The organism is Amycolatopsis rhabdoformis, assembly GCF_035918295.1.
In the GTDB taxonomy this organism is placed as follows: domain Bacteria; phylum Actinomycetota; class Actinomycetes; order Mycobacteriales; family Pseudonocardiaceae; genus Amycolatopsis; species Amycolatopsis rhabdoformis.
Genome location: NZ_CP142149.1, coordinates 9,304,030 through 9,325,265 on the forward strand (window position 1 = coordinate 9,304,030; position 21,236 = coordinate 9,325,265).

Here is a 21,236-nt window from a genome sequence, read left to right on the forward strand (position 1 = left end):
TCAGCCGCGCCGCTGCAGGTGGTCCAGCGCGGCGGCGTCCAGCGGCCCGCCGCGCGCGGCGAGCTTCCCGGAGATCCGCTCGCGGTCGGCGGGCGTCTTGTTGCCGCCGTACTTGAACTTCGCCTGTACCGACGTCACGGTCAGCTCGATCCCGCGGATCCCGGGCAGCAGCCGCCGGTCCGGCGCGTCGACCGCCGACACCGGCACGCGTCCGCTGCCCGGCTCGAAGTGCCCGAGCTGGCGGTTGAGCAGCGCCGCCTTCTCCTCCGGATCGTCGACCACGCGGACGTCGCAGGCGAGCTGCGCGGTGGCGTAGTACGAGGTCGGCACGCCGAGTGCGGGGTCGTCGGCGGTGTTCCAGTCCGACGGGATGTACGTGTACTCGCCGATCACGGTGAGCAGCGCCCGCGGGTGTTCCTCCAGCAGCGGCCACACCGGGTTGGGCCGCGCGAGGTGCAGCCACACGGTGGCTTCGCCGTCGAAGAGGAAGTGCGTGGGCACCACCACGAGGAGATCACGGCCGCGGCCACCGGCCACGAGCTGGCCGAAGTCGTGGCCCTTCAGCCACTGCCGCCATTCCGCGTCGTCCCCGGCGTCCCAGGGGTGGATCAGCATGACGTCGAGTATCACTCGGCGAAGTGGCCCTGAACCAGGGCCAGTACCGAGCGGAAACAAGAGGCCACTGGGGCGGGACCAGGCCGATGCGGCGAGGCTAGGCCGACGGGGTGAACTCTTCCTCGTCCTCGGCCAGCATCTCCGCCACGGACTTGCGGCGCGTGCGCTCCGGCCTCTCCGTGGTCAGCGCACCGCCGGGCTTGAGCTCCCGGATCGTGAAGTACAGCCAGCCGAGGATCGCCATGCTGCCGAACGCCAGCCACTGCAGCGCGTAGGAGAAGAACGGCCCCGAGTCCAGTTGCGGCAGCGGCAGCGCGCCGAGCACACCGGGCTGGTTCTGGTCGAGCTGGAAGTACCCGGGCCGGATCTTCAGGCCGGACGAGCGCGCCACCACCTGCGAGTCGACGGTGTAGCTCTGCAGCTTGCCCTTCGTCGACGCGTCGGAGAACGCGTCGCGGTGCTTCGGGTCGACCTCGTCGCTGCGCACCCGCGCGACCACGGTGACCTGGCCACCGGGAGCGGCGGCGTAGGGGAGCACCCCCGACTGGTCGTCGAGCCGCACGTAGCCGCGGTCCACGAGGTACACGGCGCCGTCGGCCGTGCGCAGCGGCGTGAGCACCTCGAACGCGGCTTCACCCTGCACCGTGCGCAGCCGCGCGACGACCTCGGCCGAGGGCAGGTACGTGCCGGTGATCGACACGAGGTGCCACTCGGTGTTCTGGTCCGGCTTCGCCCCGGCCGGCAGGTCGCGCTCCACCGGCACCGGCTTCGCCGTGAACGACGCGGTGAGCGCGTTGTTCTGGGCCTCCTGCTCGGCGTCGCGCCGGAACTGCCAGGGCGCGAGAAGGGTGTAGCAACAGACGGCGAAGGTGAACACCACCACCGTCAGTGCCAGCCAGCCGGGCCGGAGCAGAAACCGCAACCGCACCCCCTCACGGTAGGCCGTCGCCCCCGGCGCGTGCGCGGCGACCTCTCCCACCTGTGATTTCGTGCGGACAAACCGGCCTCAACCGTGCGCGCGCACCCAGTCGAGCAGACCGGGCATCGCGCGCTCGAGCATCGCCAGCACGTCCTCGAACCCCTCGTCACCGCCGTAGTACGGGTCCGGCACCTCGGCGCCGACCTTCGCCGTGGGGTCGAACTCGCGCAGCAGCCGCACCTTCCCGGGTTCCGCGACGCGGCCGCGCAGGAAGTCGAGGTGCCCCTCGTCGGCCGCGAGCAGCAGGTCGGCCTCGAGGTCGGTGTCGTTCACCTCCGACGCCACGTGCTGCGTCGGGTAGCCGTGGGCGCGCAGCGTCGCCTGCGCCCGCCGGTCCGCCGGCTCACCGGCGTGCCACGGCCCGGTGCCGGCGCTCGACACCGTCACCTCGTCCTCGAGTCCTGCTTCGGCGAGCTTCGCCCGGAACACCAGCTCGGCCATCGGCGAGCGGCAGATGTTGCCTGAACACACGAACACCACGGAAGTCACGGGTCCCGAGTCTCGCAGAACCGGCGTGGGAGGATCCGGTGGTGCCTGCCCTAGCCGAGATCCTCGACGTCCTCGAACGCCACTACCCGCCGCGGCTGGCGGAGAGTTGGGACGCCGTCGGGCTGGTGTGCGGGGACCCGGCCGAAGAGGTCACGCGGGTGCTGTTCTGCGTCGACCCGGTCGAGGAGACAGTGGCCGAGGCCGAGGACCTGGGTGCGCAGCTGATCGTGGCGCACCACCCGCTGCTGCTGCGCGGGGTGCACGGCGTGCCGGCCGACACGGTGAAGGGCGGGCTCGTGCACCGCCTGATCCGCGGCGGCCGCGCGCTCTACTGCGCGCACACCAACGCCGACTCGGCCGACCCGGGCGTCTCCGACGCGCTGGCCCGCGCGATCGGCCTCGAGGTCGACCGGCCGCTCGACCCGCAGGAACCCGGTGGCCGCACCGGCATCGGGCGCATCGGGCACCTCGCCGAGGCCGAGCCGTTCGCGGTGTTCTTGCAGCGCGTGGCCGAGGCGCTGCCGGAGACCGTGCCGGGCGTGCTCGGCGCCGGGGACCCGGACCGGCCGATCCGCACCGTCGCCGTGTCGGGCGGCGCCGGCGACTCCTACCTCGCGCGGGCGAGCGCGGAGGGCGTGGACGCGTACGTGACGGCGGATCTGCGCCACCACCCGGCCGGTGAGCACCTCGCCGCCACCGGTGTGGTGCCCGCCCTGGTCGGGCTCACCCACTGGGCCAGCGAATGGCCCTGGTGCGGGCAGGCCTCGGCCCTTGTCGACACGGCCTTTGCGGGTAACGTCGACACTCACGTCTCCACGCGGTGCACCGACCCGTGGACCGTCCGCGCGACCTCCGCCGGCTGACTCGGCGAACCCCGCGGCAAGACCAGCCAGACCCGCACGACCACCAAGTCCACAAGGAGCACCGTGAAGGCCGACCCCGCCGTCCAGCGCCAGCTGCTCGAACTCGCGAAGGTGGACGCCGAGCTTTCGCGCACCGCGCACCGCCGGCGCACGCTGCCCGAGCTCGCCGAGATCGACGCGGGCGAGAAGACCGTGCGCGAGAAGCGCGACGCGCTGGTGTCCGTGGAGACCGCCACCTCGGACCTCGACCGCGAGATCACCCGGCAGGAGAAAGAGGTCGAGTCGGTGCGCGCTCGCGTGGACCGCGACCGCAAGCTGCTCGACTCGGGTTCGGTCAACGCCAAGCAGATGACCGACATCGAGCACGAGCTGCAGACCCTCGGCCGCCGCCAGAGCGCCCTCGAGGACGACCTGCTGGAGCTCATGGAACAGCGCGAGGCCCTCGAGCTCGACGCGCAGCGCACCGGCGCCGAGGTGGACAAGGCCGAGGCGGGCGTCGCGGCGGCCGTCGAGCGCCGCGACGAGGAGTTCAAGGACCTCGACACCACCCGCGCACGCCGCGAGGAGGACCGCGCGAAGCTGCTGCCGCGCTTCCCGGAGCCGGTGCTGAAGCTCTACACCCGCGTGCTGGACCACAAGGGCATCGGCGCCGCGCTGCTGCGGGCCCGCCGCTGCGGTGCCTGCCAGCTGGAGCTCGACCGCAACACGATCGCCGAGATCAAGGCGACGCCGGAGGACACGGTCGTGCAGTGCGAGAACTGCGGCGCGATCCTCGTCCGCACGCTGGAGTCGGGCCTGTGACCGATCGGGTCGTCGTCGAGGCCGACGGGGGTTCCCGGGGCAACCCGGGCCCGGCGGGCTACGGCGCGGTCGTGAAGGACGCCGCCACCGGCGAGGTGCTGGCCGAACGGCACGAATACCTCGGCGTGGTCACCAACAACGTCGCGGAGTACTCCGGGCTCATCGCGGCGCTCACGGCGGCCGCGGAGACCGGTGCGTCCACTGTGGACGTGCGGATGGACTCGAAGCTGGTCGTGGAGCAGATGTCGGGCCGCTGGAAGATCAAGCACGCCGCGCTGCAGCCGCTCGCCGCGCGGGCGCGTGAACTCGCGGACGGGTTCGATCGTGTCACCTACATGTGGATCCCCCGCGCCGAGAACTCCCACGCCGACCGCCTCGCCAACGTCGCCATGGACAGCGGCACCGGCAAAGCCCCGGCCGCGACACCGGCAACCGCGGCGAAGCCGCAGGTCAAGACCACTGCCGGCACCGGCGAGGCCGACCGCGTGGCCAAGGCCGGCTGGACCGGCGCGCGCGGCACGCCCACGCGCCTGCTGCTGCTGCGCCACGGCCAGACGGCGATGTCGGTGGACCGCCGCTACTCGGGCCGCGGCGACGTGTCGCTCACCGAGCGCGGGCAGGGCCAGGCGGCCGCGGCGGCGAAGCGGCTGGCCGCGTGGCCGGGGCTCGTCGGCGACGACGGCGAGGTGGCCCCCATCGTCTCCTCGCCCCTGACCCGGACGAAGCAGACCGCGCAGGCCGTGGCCGATGCGCTCGGTACCCGCTTCGTCACGCACCCGGGCCTGATCGAGACCGACTTCGGCCAGTGGGAGGGCCTCACCTTCAAGGAGGCCGCCGAACGCGACCCCGAGCTGCACAGCTGCTGGCTGCGGGATTCCTCCTGCGCGCCGCCCGGCGGCGAGAGCTTCGACGCGGTGCACGAGCGCGTGGGCCAGGCCCGCCGGGACCTCATCGAGCAGTACGAGGGCCGCACGATCATCGTGGTCAGCCACGTCACGCCCATCAAGACGCTGCTGCGGATGGGTCTGGACGCGGGCCCGAGCCTGCTGTTCCGCCTGCACCTGGACCTGGCGTCGCTGTCGATCGTGGAGTTCTACCCGGACGGCAACTCGTCGGTGCACCTCGCCAACGACATCTCGCACCTTTCCTGAAGGTTTCCCACGTAGCCGTTGACCTGGTGAGGTGTGGGGCGGATCACCTGCAAGGACGACGCGTGAACCGGAGCGGATCAGGTATTGGCTAGAGTGCTGTGTCGACCGCGGCGCCGCGGCCCGGGTCCGACCCGGGGTTCCCTCTTCAGGGGCGCAGGCTCGTGCGTTTCTCGGCAAGCTCTGCGAGTAGACCAGCTCTGCGAGAAGAAACAGTGACGGGGTAATGACCGCTAGCGCACTCACCGAAGCATCCGAACGCGACCTCCCCGGTGAGGGCGCGCCCGTGACCGCCGTCGGCCTGCGCCACGGCTGGATCGCGTCCGTGCTGGCTGTGCTGGCCGGTGTCGCCGCGGTCGCCTGGCACGCCACCCGCTACGGCCACTGGATCGTGGACGACGCGGCCATCACGTTCTCCTACTCGCGCAGCCTGGCCGACGGCCTCGGCCCGGTGCTGCAGCCGGGCGCGCCGCCCGTGGAGGGCTTCTCCGACCCGACGTGGATGGTGCTGCTCGCACTGGGCAAGGTGGTCGGCCTGTTCGACCACGGCCTGCTGTTCGGCATCCCCGACTACGTGCTGTTCCCGAAGCTGCTCGGCCTGCTGTTCACCGCCGGCATCCTCACGCTCTGCCACGTGGCCGCGCGGCAGGTCTTCCGGCGCCACGCCTGGGCGATCACGCTGGCCGTGGGCCTCACGCTGGCCGCGATCCCGTCGTTCGTGATCTGGGTGGTCTCGGGCCTCGAGAACTCGCTGTTCGCGTTCGCGGTGGTCGGCCTCGCGGTGCTGCTGTTCAGCGCGGTGCGCAAGGAGCGCACGCTCACGTGGAAGGTCGCGGTGGGCGCGGGCGTGATCGTGGCCTTCGCCGCGCTCACGCGCCCGGAAGGCCTGATCTACGCCGGTGCGTACCCGCTCGTCCTGCTCTACGGCGTGCGGCGCGAGGGCTTCTGGGTCAGTGTCCGCTACGCCGTGCTGTCCATTGTGGCCTTCGCTGTTCCGTTCGGCGCGTACGTGGCGTGGCGCCACAGCGAATTCGGCGGCCGGTTCCTCGCGAACCCGTCAGTGGCGAAGAAGCAGGGCCTGCCCGACCTGATGTCGCTGGTACGGCCCGGAACCCTGATCCTCTACGCCGGTGTCGCCGCCGTGGTCGTGCTCGCGATCGTGGTGATCTGGGCGCTGCGCAAGGCGCCTTGGCGGCGTCCGCTGGCCGCGCTGATCACCCCGTTCGCGCTCGGCGTGATCGCCTTCGGCGTGATGGTGCCCGACTGGATGGCGCAGTTCCGCTTCGCCACACCGGTGTGGGTGCTGGGCGCGCTCGCGGGCACGATGGCGTTCGGCGAACTGCTGCGCACGGTGAAGGTGCGCTGGCGCGCGGTCGCGTCGGTGGTGGTGATCGCCGCGGCGATCCCGTCGCTGGTCGGCTTCGTGCAGCAGTCCGACGAGTTCGTGAAGGACCCCACCGTGCCGGCGTGCCTCATCGCCGACCGCTTCGGCCGCGGCTTCAACACCTACGCCGACATGCTGGGCCTCCAGCAGGCGTCGCTGCTGCTGCCGGACCTCGGCGGCTCGTCGATGACCAGCCGGCTGCAGCTGGTGGACATGGCCGGCCTGGTCAACGCGCCCATCGCCGACCTCACGCACGACGAGAACATGCCGGGCCTGCGCGACTACGTGTTCGACACGGTCAAGCCCACCTTCATCCACTCGTGGGGCCCGTGGGCCGGCGGCAACGGCATCTCCCTCGACCCGCGCATCGACCGCGACTACTACCCGATCTTCATCTACCCCGGCCCCGGCCTGCGCAACGGCGACTGGGTCCGCAAGGACGCGGTGAAGGACCCGGCCAAGCTCCAGGCCGTCCAGCACTACGCGGCGACCACGATGATGGACGTCGAGGCCTACCGCTTCGGCAACGGTCTGGACGACTGCGGCCCCACGCTGGAGCCGGGCCAGACCATTCCGCCGAAGCCGTAACGGCTCGTTCGTCACCGGTCCGTAAGGCTTTCCGGGAGCTCACGCACCTGCCTCGGGTGAGGCGCGTGAGCTCCCCGATTTCGACGCCACCTGCCGCGGCCGTGGTCCAGGCGAGGTAGGACCGTCCGCCGAGCCGGAACCAGGGTTCGGGCAGCAGTCTCCGCGTGCCGACGAACAATCGGTTACGGCAGCACCAGCCACAACGCGGTGGTCGCCGCCGCCAGAGAAACCGGCGTGGTCAGCGCGCCCAGCGCCGTGAACTCGCGGGCGCGGATCGGGTGTCCGTGGCGGGCCAGCACGCGGCGCCACAGCAGCGTCGCGAGGGAGCCGAGGTAAGTGGCGTTCGGGCCGACGTTCACGCCGATCAGCACGGCCAGCAGCACGCCCGTGGCGGGGTGGTCGCCGAGCACCGACAGCAGGATCAGCGTGGCGGGCAGGTTGTTCACGAGGTTCGCCAGCACGGCCGCGATCGCCGTGGTGAGCAGCAGCTCGGGCAGCCCGGCCGTGGTCGGCAGCAGGGCTTTGAGCGCACCGCCGAGCACGTGTTCGTCCACGGCTTCCACCGTGATCGCCAGGCCGAGCACGAACAGCACCAGCATCGGCGACGCCTCGGTGACCACCTGCCAAGGCTTGATCTTGCGCTCGGCCAGCGCCCGCGCGCTGAGCACCAAGGCCGCCAGCGCCGCGACCCACACCGGCTCGACGTGCACCATCTGCCCCACACCGAATCCCACGAGCATCACGCCCAGCACCACCAGCGCGAACACAGGCGGCTCGCGGTGCGGGGGCTTCTCGGTGCTGCGGGGGCCACGCAGGTCCCGCCGGAAGAACCGCGTGAACACGGCGAGCTCGATCAGGATCGTGACCAGCCACGGCACCGCCATCAGCGCCGTGAACCCCGCGAACGTGAGCCCGGACGCGGCGAAGGCCAGCAGGTTGGTGAGGTTGGAGACGGGCAGGAGCGTCGAGGCCGAGTTCGCCAGGTGCGCGCACGCGTAGACGTGGGGCCGCGATTCGAGCCGGAGCCCTTCGGCCGTGGCCAGCACGACCGGTGTCAGCAGCACCACCGTCGCGTCGAGGCTCAGCACGGCCGTGACCCCGGCCGCCGCGGCGAACGTGAGCACCAGCAGCCTCTTCGGCTCGCCCCGGCACACCTCGGCCAGCCGGCTGCCCAGCCACGTGAACACGCCGTCGATCGCCGCGAGGTGGCTCACGAGCAGGATCGCCGCCAGGAACCCCATCGTCGGCAGGATCTCCACGACCCGCTCCCACGCCGCGTGCTCCGTGGTGAGGCCGAGCACCAGCACCACCCCGGCCACCGGCACGGCGGCTACGGCCTCGGGCAACCCGCGTGGCCGCACCATCGCGAACCCGAGCGTCACGGCGAGCAACACCAGCGACACGACGGCGGCAAGGGTCTCGGGCACGCCCGAACGCTAGCGGGCGCGCTCGGCGAGCAGCCGCGCGAGTTCGCGTTCCTCCTCCTGGACCAGCTGCGGCGCCGCCCGTTTCGCGCGCGATCACGGCGTTGTCCTGTCCGAAGCGGACAGTGCGGCCGGGTCGCGCCCCGAGATCATCCACAAAGGACCTTGAACCGGTCGCGTCCGGGCCCCGTACTCCCTTTTGTGAAGGGAGCTGGTGACCGGTGGACCTGATCAACGTGGTGGAGCTCGTGGCGCTGGCGGTGATCGTCACCCTCGGTGTCGTCGAACTGCTCGCCCCGCCGCGCGCTCGCCCCGCGGTGCGCGGGTACGATTCCCCGGCGGACGAGTTGGCTGGACGGTCGCGAATCGGGGTGACCCGGTCCGAGGAAAGTCCGGACTCCGCAGGGCAGGGTGGTTGCTAACGGCAACCCGGGGCGACCCGCGGGACAGTGCCACAGAAAACAGACCGCCCCCGGCTTCGGCCGGGGGTAAGGGTGAAACGGTGGTGTAAGAGACCACCAGCACCCCGGGTGACCGGGGTGGCTCGGTAAACCCCACCCGGAGCAAGGCCAAGAGGGAGCTCACGCTCCTGCGCAGGCGCTCGAGGACGGCCCGTCCGATGCCTGCGGGTAGGCCGCTGGAGCCTGCCGGCAACGGCAGGCCGAGATGGATGACCGTCGCCCGGCTCGCCGGGAACAGGATCCGGCTTACACGCCAACTCGTCCGCCCTTTCCCTGCCGGTGTCCGGCGGGGGCTGTGTCGTGCGGGGCTCGCCTCCACCAACCGCACCAAAAACCCACCGCCAACCCACAGACACCACCACCTACCGCCCGGTAGCATCGCGCCCATGGGTGAAGCAGCTGACGTCGCGAAGAAGTTCAAGGGCACCTTCGACACCCTCCACTCCCTGATCTACTTCGTCCCCGAAGCCGACGAGCACCTCGCCGCCGCCGGGCTCCGGCCCGGCCGCATGACCTACTTCGCCAGCCGCTCCGCCCCCATGGGTGCCGTGGACGCCGGGGTCGTGGCCGCGACGTTCTACAACTTCAACCCGGCCCTCGTCGCGAAGCACATCCCGCGCGCCTGGACCCTGGCCTCGCCCGAGCAGGTCGTCGCGGCGCGGTTCGGCGCCGTGGACGCCGCGTACCGGCGCCTGATCGGCGACGAGCTCGACACCGAAGCCACCCGGGAAGCCGCCGAGCTGGCGCGCGAAGCCACGGATGGCTGCGGCGCGGAAGGCCGAGCCCTCTACGCCGGTCACGCGAGCCTCGACTGGCCCACTCAGCCGCACCTGGTCCTCTGGCACGCCCTCACACTCCTGCGCGAGCACCGCGGCGACGCCCACGTGGCCGCCCTCATGCTCCACGGCCTCGACGGCCTGGGCGCCCTCGTCACCCACGTCGCGAGCGGCGCCGGCTTCACGCCCGAGATGGCGAAGCGCACGCGCGGCTGGAGCGACGAGGAGTGGGACGCCGAGGTCGCGCGCCTCGCCGGCCAGGGCGTGATCGGGCCCGACGGCGACCTCACGGACAAGGGTGCGGAGCTGCGCGAGCGCGTCGAGGCTGCCACCAACGCCGCCTCCGAAGGCCCCTGGCGGCACCTGGGTGAGGAAAAATCCGCCCGCCTCGCCGAGCTGTGCCGGCCGCTGAGCCGCGCCGTTGTGAAGGCCGGCGCGTTCCCCCGAACGCTGACGTCGACCCGATAAGGCACTTCTGGTGCCCGATGTCCGGCATCACGCTATGTAGTGAAAATCGCGGCCTGACTTGCGCGTATCGTGATGAGCGCCTCACTGCCTTTTGACAGCCTCGGCGGCAGCGTGGCCGTCACACAACGGGCTCGCGTGGGAGGCCGAATGGGGCATGCCACACTGGTGCCGGCCGGATATCGGTCGCTCGGGAAGTACCGAGAGTGAGCAAAGTACTCCCAGCGGGGTGAGTTCGTGGGTCCACTGCGAAATCCGGGTGGCCGGGGTTAATCCCCGGGACCCTTGCCACCATGATGGAGGGCGAGGAATTCTGACCAGACGACCCCAGCCCCCGTTCGAGTCTCCAAGTCGACTTTTACGCAGCGCGCTTTGACCACTACCCCTTGTGACGCCATGATGTTGTTCGAAGCTTCGCCGAAGCCAGAACCGCGCGGCACCGTCCGCGCACCGGGAGTATCGCGATGACCACCATGACCACGCTCGAGACGCTGGCTGCCGGCGAGCTCGGCACCGGCAACGTCCGAAACTGGTTGCTCGACAACATCGTGCCGCTGGTGTTGCTGGCCGTCGCGCTCCTGCTGCTGTGGCTGGGTGGCGGCAAGGGCGACAACGCGGGTGTCATGCGCCGGCTCGCCGGTGTCGTCATCGCACTGGCCATCATCGGACTCGCGGTCAGCGGCGCCGGCGTCAACGTGGGCCAGTGGATCGCCGGCCTGTTCACGGGCTGAGGCGGAGCAGGCGTGCGCATCAGGACGGATGACGAGGTCTACCGGGTCGACGCCGTCTGGCTCGGCCCGCCGAAGGCGACTTTTCCCTGGAGGGCCCGCTACGTAGCGTGGCTCATCGGCATACCCATCTTCCTGGTCGTGCTCACCGTCGAACGGTGGGCCGGCTGGAGCTTCGGATTCTTCTCCACGGCGTGGGCGTTCGTGGCCACGATCCTGATCACCAGGCTGATCACCGCGAAGATCAGCCACGAGCGCCCCCTGGGCACGGTGGTCGCGATGGCGGGACGCGAGCTGAACACGCCGCGGGAGAAGGCCGCGGGCACGGGTGGCGCGGTCAGCGCCAGCCGCATCCGCGTGCGGGCCGAGCGCCCGCTGCCGAAGCACAAGAGGAGGCGGCAGTACCGGCACCACGCCTACGGGCAGGGCGCCGCGGTTTCGGCCGGAGCACAGGGAGCACCACGAGCGCGCCGGAGCCGCCCCGCGGCTCGGGCCGGGAGGTAGTCGTTGTTCGGTCGCGGCGGAAGCCGAGGAAAGCGGGATCGAAGTGTGCCCACGGGCGCCTGGGAAACCCCGCAGCAGGTCCGGCAGCCCTCGTCGAGGACCACGTCCTCGGCGGGCAAACGGCTGCCGGGTGAGCAGGCCATACCCGCGTACACGCCGTCGATCGCCGCGCGCAGCATCGACGGGCACCTGCTGCGCACCGGGCACGAGGTGTACGCGTGGTACCGGCTCGCGCCGCAACGGTGGTCGTTCCGCTCCGACTCGCAGCGCCGCGACCTGATCGCGGCCATCGCCGGCCAGTACGCCGAACTGCAGGGCCGCTGGCTGCACCTTCGCGTCACCAACCGGCCCTACCCCATCCGCATGTGGGCCGAGGCCCACGTGCACAACGCCGTCGGCCGGCCGCAGGACGTGCCGGGCGCGCTGTCGTTCGACGACTACCTCATCGGCGAGCAGCAGCAGCTCATGGGCCGTTCCATGGCCGAAAAAGAGGTGTACCTCGGCGTCCAGGTGCAGACCCGGCGCATGGTCGACCGCGCCGTCGAACGCGCCGCGCCCGTGCTGCGCAAGATTCTGCCGGAGGCCGTCGACGCGGAGCTGGTGGCGCTCGACTCCGAGGTCGAGCACCTCGACCAGGTGATCGGCACGGCCGGCCTCGAGGGCCGGCCGGTGCACGCCGAGGAGATGTCCTGGCTGATGCACCGCTCGTGCTCGCTGGGCCTGCCCGCGCCGCGCAACATGCCGGCCGTGCCGGGCGCCGCGTGGGAGCCCGAGGACCTCGCCAGCTTCACCGACGCCGCCGATTTCCACGCCGACCCGTACGCGCCCACGGTCACCGTGCGCGGGCGCACCGGGTCCAACGCGGGCGTGTCGCGCCACCTCGCGGTGCTCACCGTCGGCCAGATGCACGGCCTGCAGATCCCCGAGGTCGACGACCCGTGGGTGCAGCACGCCGACCGCCTGCCGGCCGCCGTCGAGGTGTCCGCGCGCATCTACGTGCGCCGGCCCGAAGAGGTCGCCGGCGAGCTGCAGCGCCAGATGAACAAGGTGCGTTCGCAGGTCAAGCACTACACCGACGAGCACGAGCTGGAGCCGCCGCAATCGCTTGCGCGCCAGGCCGGGCGCGTGCTGGAGATCGACGACGAGATGACGTCGGGCTTCACGGCACTGGCCACGCGCGTGCGCTCGTGGTGGCGCCTGGCCGTGTCGGGCCCGACCGAGCGCGACGCGCTGCGCCTGGCCCAGCAGCTGCTCGACCTGTACAAGCCGAAGGTCGCCATCGAGCACCCCGAGGCCCAGTACGCGATGGCGCGCGAGTTCATCCCGGGCGAGCCGCTGGCTTCGGCCGCCTACATGCGCCGCGGTTCGGTGGTGTGGACGGCGTCGGCCGTGCCCACGGCCACCGCGGAGGTCGGTGACCGGCGCGGCATCCTGCTCGGCGAGACCGTGACCGCGACCCGGCGCCCGGTGGCGTGGGACCCGTGGATGGCGCAGGAGATCCGCGACGGCTCGGGCCTCACCGCGATGGTCGCCGGCCTGGGTGGCGGCAAGTCGTTCCTCGGCGGCGGCATCGTCTACAAGACGCTGCGCGCCGGGGCGCACTGGACGATCCTCGACCCGTCGGGCCCGCTGGCGCGGCTGTGCGACCTGCCGGAGCTGCGGCCGTACGCGCGGCCGATCAACCTGCTCAACGCGCAGCCCGGCATCCTCAACCCGTACCGCGTGGTGGCCGATCCCCTGATCGAGCACTTCATGGACGAGGACGACCCCGAACGCTCGTGGCGGCGCGAAAAGGCGCTGGCCGGCGCCACCCGGCGGCGGCTGGTGCTCGACGTGCTCTCGGGCGTGCTGCCGTACGAGGTGTCGCGCATGGCGCAGACGCGGATCGTGCTGCTGCGTGCCGTCCGCGCCGTCGGCGGTCGCTTCGACGCCGACCCGGGCCAGGTCATCGACGCGCTGCGCCGCGACTCGAGCGAGCACCACGAGCACGCGGTCGTGGTCGCCGACTTCCTCGACGAGATGCGCGAACGCATGGCGCTGCTCATCCCGGAACGCGACGCCGACCCGTACTCCGAGACCCGCGACGACCGCATGACCGTGCTGACCATGGCGGGCCTCACCCTGCCCAAGGACGGCGTGCCGCGCGAGTACTGGACCGACGCGGAGTCGCTCGGCGTCGAGATGCTGAACCTCGCGGCGTGGCTCACGCAGCGGTCGGTGTACGAGAAGCCGAAGGAACAGCGCAAGGGCGTCTGGATCGACGAGGCGTTCTTCCTGTCCGAGGTGCCGACCGGGCGCGTGCTGATGAACCGCTTCGCGCGTGACTCGCGCAAGTGGAACGTCCGCGTGCTGCTGTCCTCGCAGATCCCGGCCGACTTCCTGAAGATCCAGGGCTTCGTGGCGTTGCTCGACTCGGTCTTCGTCGGCCGCCTCGACGACGACGACGCCCAAGCCGATGCCCTGCGCCTGCTCAAGGTGCCCGTCGGCGTGGGCTACGAACAGGTCGTCGCCGCCCTCGGCCGCCGCCCCGGCTCCCAACGCGGCACGGAACGCGACGTGGAACCCCGCCAGTTCATCTTCGGCGACGGCGCCGGCGGCGTGGAACGCATCCGCGTCGACTTCTCCGGCCCCCACCTCGATCAGCTGCGCTCGGTCATGGACACCACCCCGGGTTCCCCCGACGCGCGCACCAAGCCGGGCAAGGACCTCGTGCGACCCCACGAGGAAGCGCCCGCCCCGTACGTCCCCACCCCACCGGAGGACGACGAGCTGGAACAGGACTTCGAACTCCAGGCGGAACTCGAGGTCGGCCTCACCGACGAGCAGCTCCTCGGCTCGCCGGACCCGCTCGCGTCCGAAACCGGCGAGGTGGAGGGTGCGGTGCACAACGGAAACGGACAACCTGCCAACGGACACTCCCCGGACCGGCACGCCCGGGCCGGCGGCAAGGGTGGTACCGGCAGGGATGCCGCGTGAACACAGTCTGGACGCTGGCGTTCGTCCTCTCGTTCGCCGCTGGCTGGCACGCGCTGAAGCGGCGCATCAAGGAAGGCCCGAAACCCGGCCGGCGGCAGCCGAGCCGGCGGGCCGCGATGCTCGCCGTGATCGCGATCCTCGGCCTGCAGACCGTGCTCATGGCGCCCTCGGCCAACGCCGCGGCCTGCGGTGAGTCGCCGAACCCCGAGCGTCCCGGCTCCGGCATGGTCGGCGCGATCGACCCGCCGGAGGGCCACGGCGAGCCCGACAGCGCGTACATCGACTACAGCTACGCGGGCATGGTCTGGAACACCTACCAGACCAACTGCACGGCCCTGTCCGCCATCGCGTCGCCGAGCTCGACCATCGACACGTGGGCGGGCAACCAGCTGTTCAACGTCGGCAAGAACATCGTCGGCGCCACCAACTCGCTGCACTACACGGTGCTCGAGGGCGGGCTGCTGAACCCGATCTACAACGCGGTGAAATCGGGCGCGGAGAAGGTCTACAACAACATCTACGCGCAGCTGTTCGGGCTCGTCGCGCTGATCCTGTCGATCCTGCTGTTCCGCCAGATCTGGCGCGGTGACCTCGCGGCGGTGAGCAAGCGCGCGTTGTACGCGCTGGCCGGGGTGTGGCTCGCGGCGTCGTCGCTGGCGATGCTGCGGTACTTCGACCCGATCGACAAAGCGATCGTGCAGACCACCACCAACATCCAGGCGGGCTTCGTCGACGAGAGCTCCGACCGGATCGTGCGCGACATCCTGCCGACGAACCTCCACACGCAGATCGTGTACGACAACTGGCTGCGCGGGGAGTTCGGTTCGCCGACCGCGCCGCAGGCCGAGCAGTTCGGCAAACCACTGCTCGACGCGCAGGCCTTCACCCGCGACCAGCTGGTGAACGGCGACGACGGCAAACAAAACGTCGTCGACGGCAAAAAGGCCGCCTTCAAAGACATCTCCGGCAAGCTCGGCCCCGCCACCGGCTACTTCACCGGCGAATCCGGCGGCCGCACCGGCGCCGGTTTCCTGGCGCTGGGCCAGAGCATCGTCTACTCGCTCTTCCAGTTGCTGGCCAAGGCTTCCGTGCTGCTCGCGCAGGTGCTGATCCGCCTGTTCACGCTCACCGCGCCGCTCATCGGCCTGGTCGCGTTGTTGCACCCGGACATCCTGCGTCGCGTGCTGAAGGTGGCCGGTGGGATCGCGTTCAACCTGGTCGTGCTTTCGGTGCTCGCGGGTGTGCACGCGTTGCTGCTGCAGGCGATCTTCGACGCCGGCAACTCGCTCAACCTGCTCACGCAGATGGTGCTGGCCGGGCTGATCACGGTGCTGCTGTTCCTGGTGGGCCGGCCCGTGCGGCGGTTGTGGCAGATGGTCGAGATGTCCGTGAACGTGGTCGGCGCCGCGGTGCCGTCGCCGAGCGGGGGCATTTTCTCGCGCTTCCGCAAGAACAGCGGGCCGTCGCCGCAGGACGAGTTCTGGCAGAACGTGCGCGAGACCGACGACGTGGTCGACGGCGAAGCGCGTGGCCCGATGGGCGCCACCGTGGGTGGCGGGCGTTACCGGCCCGAGGCCGCGGTGTTCGCCAGCGCGCAGCGGCTCGACAACGGTTCGCGCTCGGCCCGGCCGGCCGCCGCGTGGTCCGGCGCGCCGTGGCCCGGCGCCGTCGGGTCGGGTGGCGAGCGCGCCGCGTTGCCGTCGGGCCGGCCCGGAGCGCCGGTGTTTTCCCAGTACAGCCCGGGAGGCAACGAACCCGGCGACTACGTGATCGGCGCGGCGCGCGTGCCGACGCGGGAGAGCCGGCGCGTGGACACGTCGCCGGTGGCGGATCGGCGCTGGAGCGACGAGCCGGAGCCGGTGGTGGTGCCGTCGCGGATGAGCCAGTCGGACCGCGGGTACGCCGCGCCGGCGGACTCGATCCCCGAGCAGGCAGGGGTGTACACGCCGCCGGGCATCCGCGCGCAGCCGCGCCGCGTCGACCCGGAAGTGGTCGCGGGCAAGCCGGTTTTCGTGCTGTACCGGCCTTCGCGCGGTATCGAGGTTCGCGACACCGACCAGGTCATGGGGCGGTAAGCCGTGCCGATCCGCACCAACCGCGGCCGGGCCGCGGTCTACCGCCGCCTGTGGGGCTACCCGCTGCGCTCGCCGCGCCACCTCGTGGGCACGCTCGTGTTCCTGGCGATCGTGATCACCGCGCTCGGCATCGCGCTGCCGAAGGTGATGGGCAAGCAGGCCACGGCCACGCCGAGCGCGCCCGGCAGCACCTCGGCGGTCACGACCACTTCGCCACCGCCGGGCCTCGCCGCGCCGGTGCCGACCACCGCGACCCTGCCGACGCGCCTGTCGAGCCCGCTGCTCACACCCACGTCGGCGCCGCCGAACCCCGAGGCGATCAACGTCGCCAAGCAGTGGGCCACGGCGTGGGTCAACCACCCGGCGGGCATCACCAACGCTGACTGGCTCAACGGCATGCGCACCCTGACCACCGACGAGTTCCTGCCGCAGATGACCACTGTGGACCCGGCGAACATCCCGGCCACGCGCGTCACCGGCGATCCCACGGTCAAGACGTCCTTCTCCAGCTCCGTCGAAGTCCTCGTCCCCACTGACGGTCCGAAGCTGTCCATCACCGTGGTCGACACCGGCGCGGGCTGGCGGGTTTCGGACTACGACCAGGCGAGCTGACCCGGTGAAGATCGCGATCCTCGTCGCCGTGCTGGTCGCCGCCGTTTTCGCGACGGTGCTCACCGTCAGCACCGTGACGAAAGTGGTGGTGGACCAGCAGGAAGCCGCCGCGGGCGGCATCGTCAACACCTCGTGTGACGCCGCGATCGGCCCCACCCAGCCCGGCCAGCCCGAAACCGGCGCGGCCCAGGCGCAGGACCTCGACGACGAGCAGCGCGGCATCGTGTCGCTCATCATCTCCATCGGCAAGCAGCGCAGCCTCGCCCCGCGCGCGTGGCAGGTGGCGATCCAGGCCGGCATGACCGAATCGCACCTGCACAACCTGAACTTCGGCGACCGCGACTCGCTCGGCATCTTCCAGATGCGCCCGTCGATGAACTGGGGCACCGCCGCGCAGGTCACCGACCCGAACTACGCGATCAACAAGTTCTACGACGTGCTGCTCGCCGTGCCCGACTGGCAGAACAAACGCCCCGGCGACGCCGCGCAGGCCGTGGAGCGCAGTGGTTTTCCCGACCGGTACCACGCGTGGGAAGCCATGGCGTCGGTGCTGATCGAGAACCTGGGCCAGGTCGTCGACGCGTCCGGTTGCGGCCAGGGCCTCGGCGCCGCGCTGCCGCCCAGCCAGGCGGCCGCGCAGGCCATCAAGTTCGCGCTGGGGGAGCAGGGCAAGCCCTATGTGTGGGGCGCGACCGGCCCCGACTCGTACGACTGCTCCGGCCTCATGCTGCGCGCCTACGAGTCGGCCGGCGTGATCCTGCCGCGCGTTTCCCAGGACCAGTACAAGGCCGGCGCGATGCTGCCCGTGCGCGAGGCGCAGCCCGGCGACCTGATCTTCCTCGCGACGGACCCCGCCGACCCGTCGACCATCCACCACGTGGCCATGTACCTGGGCGACGGCAAGATCGTCGAGGCCCAGCAGACGGGCGTCCCCGTGCACGTGCGCCCCTTCTCCTTCGACGAGGCTGAAGTGGTACCGCAGGCGGTGCGCCCCGGCGTCTAGCATGGAGTTCGGGAGTCACCGGCTCTTGACACGGACCGGGGTGACCGCTATGGCGCGCTCGACCGGCGCGGCGGATTCACCCGAAGTCGCGGCCTCGTCCACGAGCACGCGGCCGCGCGCTGGCAGAGGATGACACACGTGGCACGGAAATTCGGCAAACGAGGCAAGCCCGGCCAGGGCGAGCCCCAGGACCCGGCGACGTTGTTCGGTGCGCCCCAGCCCCCTCGGCAGGCCGCGCACCCCGCGTCGAGCACCCCCTTGGCCGACCACCTGGCCCACGGCTGGCCCGGCGTCGACCCCGGGTACGTCGTCCTGCCCCGCTCCCTGGCCGAAGGCATGTCCCTGCCCTGGCAACAACAGATGGCGGCCCTGCTCGCCCAGTTCCACGCCGAACACGCCGCCCTGGCCTGGCCGATTTACCGCGTCGTCCCGTCCCGCTACGAAAAACTCGTCGACCTCGACGAAGAACAGTTGGCCGAGGCCGGCTACCTCGTCGAAATCGACACCGAGGGCGAGATGATCTACCGCGAACGCAGCGGTCGCAAGGTCGACGACCCCCTCAACACGACGGTCCTGGTGTCCTGCCTGGACCCGATCCCGAAGCCGAAGCCCCGGCCCGCCGCGCCGGCCCCTTCGCGCCCCTTGCAGGCGCCCGCCCCGATGAACATCGGGCCGGCGCCGGTGTGGCGGACGGTGGGGCATGCGGGGGAGGGCGAGGTTCCTGGATCTGGTGGGGTGGGTCCTGGTGGTCCTGGAGGTTCGGTCCCTGGTGCTGCGTATGGCGCTTCTGGGCCTGGTGCTACTGGCGGCGCGAGCCCTGCCTTCGGTGCTCCTGACGCAGCGGGCCCTGCCTATGGTGGTCCTCCGATGCCGGACTCGTCGGTTCCGGATGCTGCCGGTCAGTCGGCTTCAGGTCCTGCCTACGGCGCTCCTTCGATGCCGGGTCCATCGGCTGCCGGGCCTGCAAGCGCGGCGAATTCTGCACCGGGCCCGTCGGCTTCCGGGCCTGCTAACGCGGCGGCTTCTGCCCCGGGTCAGTCGGCCTCCGGTCCCGCCTACGGCGTTCCAGCGATGCCAGACCCAACGGCTCCTGGTACTGGCAGTGCCGCGACTCCTGCCCTCGGCCCTTCGGCATCAAGCCCCACGTACGGCGTTGCTTCGATGCCGGACCCGACGGCTCCCGGCTCTGCCGGTTCCGCGGCTTCTGCGCCACGCGCGCCAGAACCTTCGGCGTCCGGTCCTTCGGGACCGGCGGTCCCCGGTGCTGCGGGCCCGTCCGGTCCAAGCCCTTCGGAGCCGATGAACTCAGGACCCGGATTCGGCCTTCCCGCTGCGCCGGACGCGACCACTCCCAGCGCCCAGGAGCCTTCCGGCTCGAATTCCTCAACCACCGGCCCCGGTGCTCGCGTTCCGGGCAGTCCCAGCACCGGCCAGGCCTTCTCCGGCCCGGCCGACTCGGGCTCTGGCCAGGCCACCTCCGGCCACGGAACCTGGACCGCAGACCCGACCGGTCCTACCGCCGCACCGAACACGGCGGCCTACCAGCCGCCCGCGGCGCCACCGCCACACATCGGCTTCGACTCAGCTTCGGCTGCTTCGCCGAGCACCTCGCCTTCGCCCGAGGCCGCCGCCTGGCAGCCCGGCCCCGGCAACCCCGACTCGAACTACGCCACCGGCGCCGCGGACCCCAACTCGGGCAACTACGCGACAGGACCTCAGAACCCGGGTTTCGGAGGGCCAGGACCCAGCGGTCCGGGCTTTGTCACGAACGCGGGAGCGCCGCCGGAGAGCGCTCCGACCACCTCGATGCCGGTGCCCTCTGTGCCCGCCCAGATCCCGGTTTCATCGCAACCCCAGTGGACCTCGGCTCCTGCGCCGCCATCCGCTCCGCCAATCGCCCAGACACCTGAGCCCGGCGTGCCGGTGTCGCAGGTTGTGGCGCCGGCCACGCGACCCGAGCCTGCTCAGCCTCCGGCGCAGCCCGAACCTGCGGCTGCGCAGCCGCCGCCCATTGCCCAGATGCCCGAGCCTGGTGTGCTCACACCGGACCCTTCGCGCGCCACGGAGCGAGAGTCTGGTGCGGTTTCGTCGACGTCGCCCGTCCCGGAATCGGCCAAGCGACCGGACTCTGGTCAGCCTTCTGCACAGCCGGAATCCGGTGGTCTGCCGCCTTCGGCTCCGCAGCCGCCGCCGGTCGCCCAGGAGACCGAACCTGGTTTGACTGCGTCGGAGAGTTCGCGCGTTGCTGGCCTTGGCGGGGTTTCGGCGTCATCGCACGTCACGGAATCGCTCCGCCGACCGGATTCTGATCAGCCTGCTGCGCAGCCAGAATCCAGCGTGGCCCAGCCTGCTGCTCCGCAACCAGCAGCGCCGATCGCGCAACTGCCTGAGCCGGGAGTGTTTGCGCCTGAGGCTTCGCACGTTGCGGAACTGGTCACCCAACCCGAGCCCGTCCAGCCTCCGGCGGCTCCGCCGGTCGCCGAGACACCTGAGCCTGGTTTGGCCGAGCCGGAGGGTTCGCGTGCTGCGGAGCCGATCGTCCAGCCTGAGGCTGGCGAACCTCTGGAGCTTCGCGAATCCGGTGAAGCCCAGTCGCCGGCCGAATCGGCGCAGGTTCCTGACGCGGAACCGGTCGCTTCGCCGACCGAAGCCGTTGCCTCGGCTCAGCCATCGCCTGACCAGTCCGGCGAACCGGCTCCCGAGACTACGTCGCCGATTCCGGATGATCTCCCCGGTACCGCCACCGTTCTGAGCGACCAAACGGCGGCCGAGCCGATCGCGCCAGGACAGGACGAGGGGAGCGGGGCCGCACTCGATGAGCGGGCCACTGCCGAACTGCACGAGCCTGCCCCTGACCTCGACAAGCCCGCGGCTGCCGCGGCTGACTCGCCGGGGGAGTCCGCGGTACCGCAACAGCAAGCTTCTGTCGACGAGCCGCCGGCTGAACTCACCTCGCCAGCCGCGGCCGAGCAGCCGCCTGCGACCGAGGTCGTTGCGCTGCCAGCTGCGAACGCGGAGCACCCACCTGAGCCACAGGCGAGCGACGTGGCGCCCGAAGCTGCGGCAGCGACCTCTGAACTCCCCTCGACACCGCAGCCCGATGACTCCGCACAGTCTGTTGGGTTGGCGCTGCCGATGCGCGAAAGCGCGGTGTCGGATCAGGCGCAGGTCGAGCATCCGCAGCAGGTTCCCGAGCGGGAGGATCAGGCTCCAGAAGATCACCGGTCGGCTGCAGCCGAACGGCCCGACATCCCTGAGCCGAACCAAGAGCTGCAAGCCTCGACTCAGCCGATCGCCGAAGCACCACCGGCGCCGGTGCAGCCGGGCGAACCCCAACCGCCGGCC

The 21,236-nt window shown here is 71.2% G+C and carries 16 protein-coding genes and 1 other RNA gene; 12 read left to right on the forward strand and 5 right to left on the reverse strand.

The genetic code is table 11. From position 1 onward, the window contains the following. From VSH64_RS43375 to VSH64_RS43385, 3 genes are all read right to left on the reverse strand, one after another. Positions 1–615: an FMN-binding negative transcriptional regulator gene (locus VSH64_RS43375; RefSeq protein ID WP_326568531.1), complete on the reverse strand. Its 615-nt coding sequence runs from the start codon at positions 613–615 to the stop codon at positions 1–3. A gap of 97 nt (positions 616–712) precedes the next feature. Beyond that, positions 713–1,543, reverse strand: a complete 831-nt coding sequence (locus VSH64_RS43380; RefSeq protein WP_326568532.1) for an SURF1 family cytochrome oxidase biogenesis protein — start codon at positions 1,541–1,543, stop codon at positions 713–715. Between the two features lie 78 nt (positions 1,544–1,621). After that, positions 1,622–2,083 (reverse strand): low molecular weight protein-tyrosine-phosphatase, encoded by a 462-nt coding sequence (locus VSH64_RS43385; RefSeq protein ID WP_326568533.1) that lies wholly within the window; start codon positions 2,081–2,083, stop codon positions 1,622–1,624. Positions 2,084–2,124: 41 nt separating this feature from the next. Between VSH64_RS43385 and VSH64_RS43390 the strand changes: the two genes are divergently transcribed. From VSH64_RS43390 to VSH64_RS43405, 4 genes are all read left to right on the forward strand, one after another. Next, a complete protein-coding gene (locus VSH64_RS43390; RefSeq protein WP_326568534.1) occupies positions 2,125–2,946 on the forward strand; it encodes a Nif3-like dinuclear metal center hexameric protein in 822 nt (273 codons plus the stop codon). Positions 2,947–3,009: 63 nt separating this feature from the next. Further along, on the forward strand, positions 3,010–3,747 hold the full coding sequence (locus tag VSH64_RS43395; protein WP_326568535.1) for a zinc ribbon domain-containing protein: 738 nt from the start codon (positions 3,010–3,012) through the stop codon (positions 3,745–3,747). Further along, on the forward strand, positions 3,744–4,898 hold the full coding sequence (locus VSH64_RS43400; RefSeq protein WP_326568536.1) for a bifunctional RNase H/acid phosphatase: 1,155 nt from the start codon (positions 3,744–3,746) through the stop codon (positions 4,896–4,898). Before VSH64_RS43395 ends, VSH64_RS43400 begins: the two co-directional genes overlap by 4 nt. A gap of 223 nt (positions 4,899–5,121) precedes the next feature. Beyond that, on the forward strand, positions 5,122–6,867 hold the full coding sequence (locus tag VSH64_RS43405) for a hypothetical protein (protein ID WP_326568537.1): 1,746 nt from the start codon (positions 5,122–5,124) through the stop codon (positions 6,865–6,867). A 182-nt stretch (positions 6,868–7,049) separates the two neighbouring features. Here the strand turns inward: VSH64_RS43405 and VSH64_RS43410 are convergent, their stop codons facing one another. Then, entirely contained in the window at positions 7,050–8,294 is a 1,245-nt protein-coding gene (locus tag VSH64_RS43410; RefSeq protein ID WP_326568538.1) for an SLC13 family permease, read from the reverse strand. A gap of 340 nt (positions 8,295–8,634) precedes the next feature. Here VSH64_RS43410 and rnpB point away from each other — a divergent pair. The 8 genes from rnpB (at position 8,635) to VSH64_RS43450 (ending at position 17,891) form a co-directional block, all read left to right on the forward strand. Next, positions 8,635–9,017: RNase P RNA component class A (gene rnpB, locus VSH64_RS43415), an RNA gene on the forward strand. Positions 9,018–9,138: 121 nt separating this feature from the next. Next, entirely contained in the window at positions 9,139–9,996 is an 858-nt protein-coding gene (locus VSH64_RS43420; protein WP_326568539.1) for an SCO6745 family protein, read from the forward strand. A 461-nt stretch (positions 9,997–10,457) separates the two neighbouring features. Next, complete coding sequence (locus VSH64_RS43425) at positions 10,458–10,724, forward strand: hypothetical protein (RefSeq protein WP_326568540.1); 267 nt, start codon at positions 10,458–10,460, stop codon at positions 10,722–10,724. A gap of 12 nt (positions 10,725–10,736) precedes the next feature. Further along, positions 10,737–11,225 carry a hypothetical protein gene (locus VSH64_RS43430; protein ID WP_326568541.1) on the forward strand — a complete coding sequence of 163 codons (489 nt, stop codon included), beginning with the start codon at positions 10,737–10,739 and terminating at the stop codon, positions 11,223–11,225. A 3-nt stretch (positions 11,226–11,228) separates the two neighbouring features. Then, positions 11,229–14,201 carry an ATP-binding protein gene (locus tag VSH64_RS43435; RefSeq protein ID WP_326568542.1) on the forward strand — a complete coding sequence of 991 codons (2,973 nt, stop codon included), beginning with the start codon at positions 11,229–11,231 and terminating at the stop codon, positions 14,199–14,201. Beyond that, entirely contained in the window at positions 14,198–16,276 is a 2,079-nt protein-coding gene (locus VSH64_RS43440; RefSeq protein ID WP_326568543.1) for a magnesium transporter, read from the forward strand. The genes VSH64_RS43435 and VSH64_RS43440 overlap by 4 nt, the downstream gene beginning before the upstream one ends. A 3-nt stretch (positions 16,277–16,279) precedes the next feature. Then, positions 16,280–16,888 carry a hypothetical protein gene (locus VSH64_RS43445; RefSeq protein WP_326568544.1) on the forward strand — a complete coding sequence of 203 codons (609 nt, stop codon included), beginning with the start codon at positions 16,280–16,282 and terminating at the stop codon, positions 16,886–16,888. A gap of 4 nt (positions 16,889–16,892) precedes the next feature. Beyond that, the gene (locus VSH64_RS43450; RefSeq protein ID WP_326568545.1) at positions 16,893–17,891 is read left to right on the forward strand and encodes a C40 family peptidase; all 999 of its coding nucleotides are present in this window, start codon (positions 16,893–16,895) and stop codon (positions 17,889–17,891) included. 15 nt (positions 17,892–17,906) lie between these two features. On the opposite strand, the gene VSH64_RS43455 is transcribed toward VSH64_RS43450, so the two are convergent. Beyond that, entirely contained in the window at positions 17,907–18,593 is a 687-nt protein-coding gene (locus tag VSH64_RS43455; protein WP_326568546.1) for a hypothetical protein, read from the reverse strand. Positions 18,594–21,236 lie beyond the last annotated feature (2,643 nt).

What these genes read in the sequence shown, in the direction of transcription:
- VSH64_RS43425 (WP_326568540.1), top strand. Translation starts at nt 10,458, where the DNA reads ATGACCACCATGACCACGCTCGAGACGCTGGCTGCCGGCGAGCTCGGC.
- VSH64_RS43375 (WP_326568531.1), bottom strand. Translation starts at nt 615, where the DNA reads ATGCTGATCCACCCCTGGGACGCCGGGGACGACGCGGAATGGCGGCAG.
- VSH64_RS43405 (WP_326568537.1), top strand. Translation starts at nt 5,122, where the DNA reads ATGACCGCTAGCGCACTCACCGAAGCATCCGAACGCGACCTCCCCGGT.
- VSH64_RS43420 (WP_326568539.1), top strand. Translation starts at nt 9,139, where the DNA reads ATGGGTGAAGCAGCTGACGTCGCGAAGAAGTTCAAGGGCACCTTCGAC.
- VSH64_RS43455 (WP_326568546.1), bottom strand. Translation starts at nt 18,593, where the DNA reads ATGCCCCACCGTCCGCCACACCGGCGCCGGCCCGATGTTCATCGGGGC.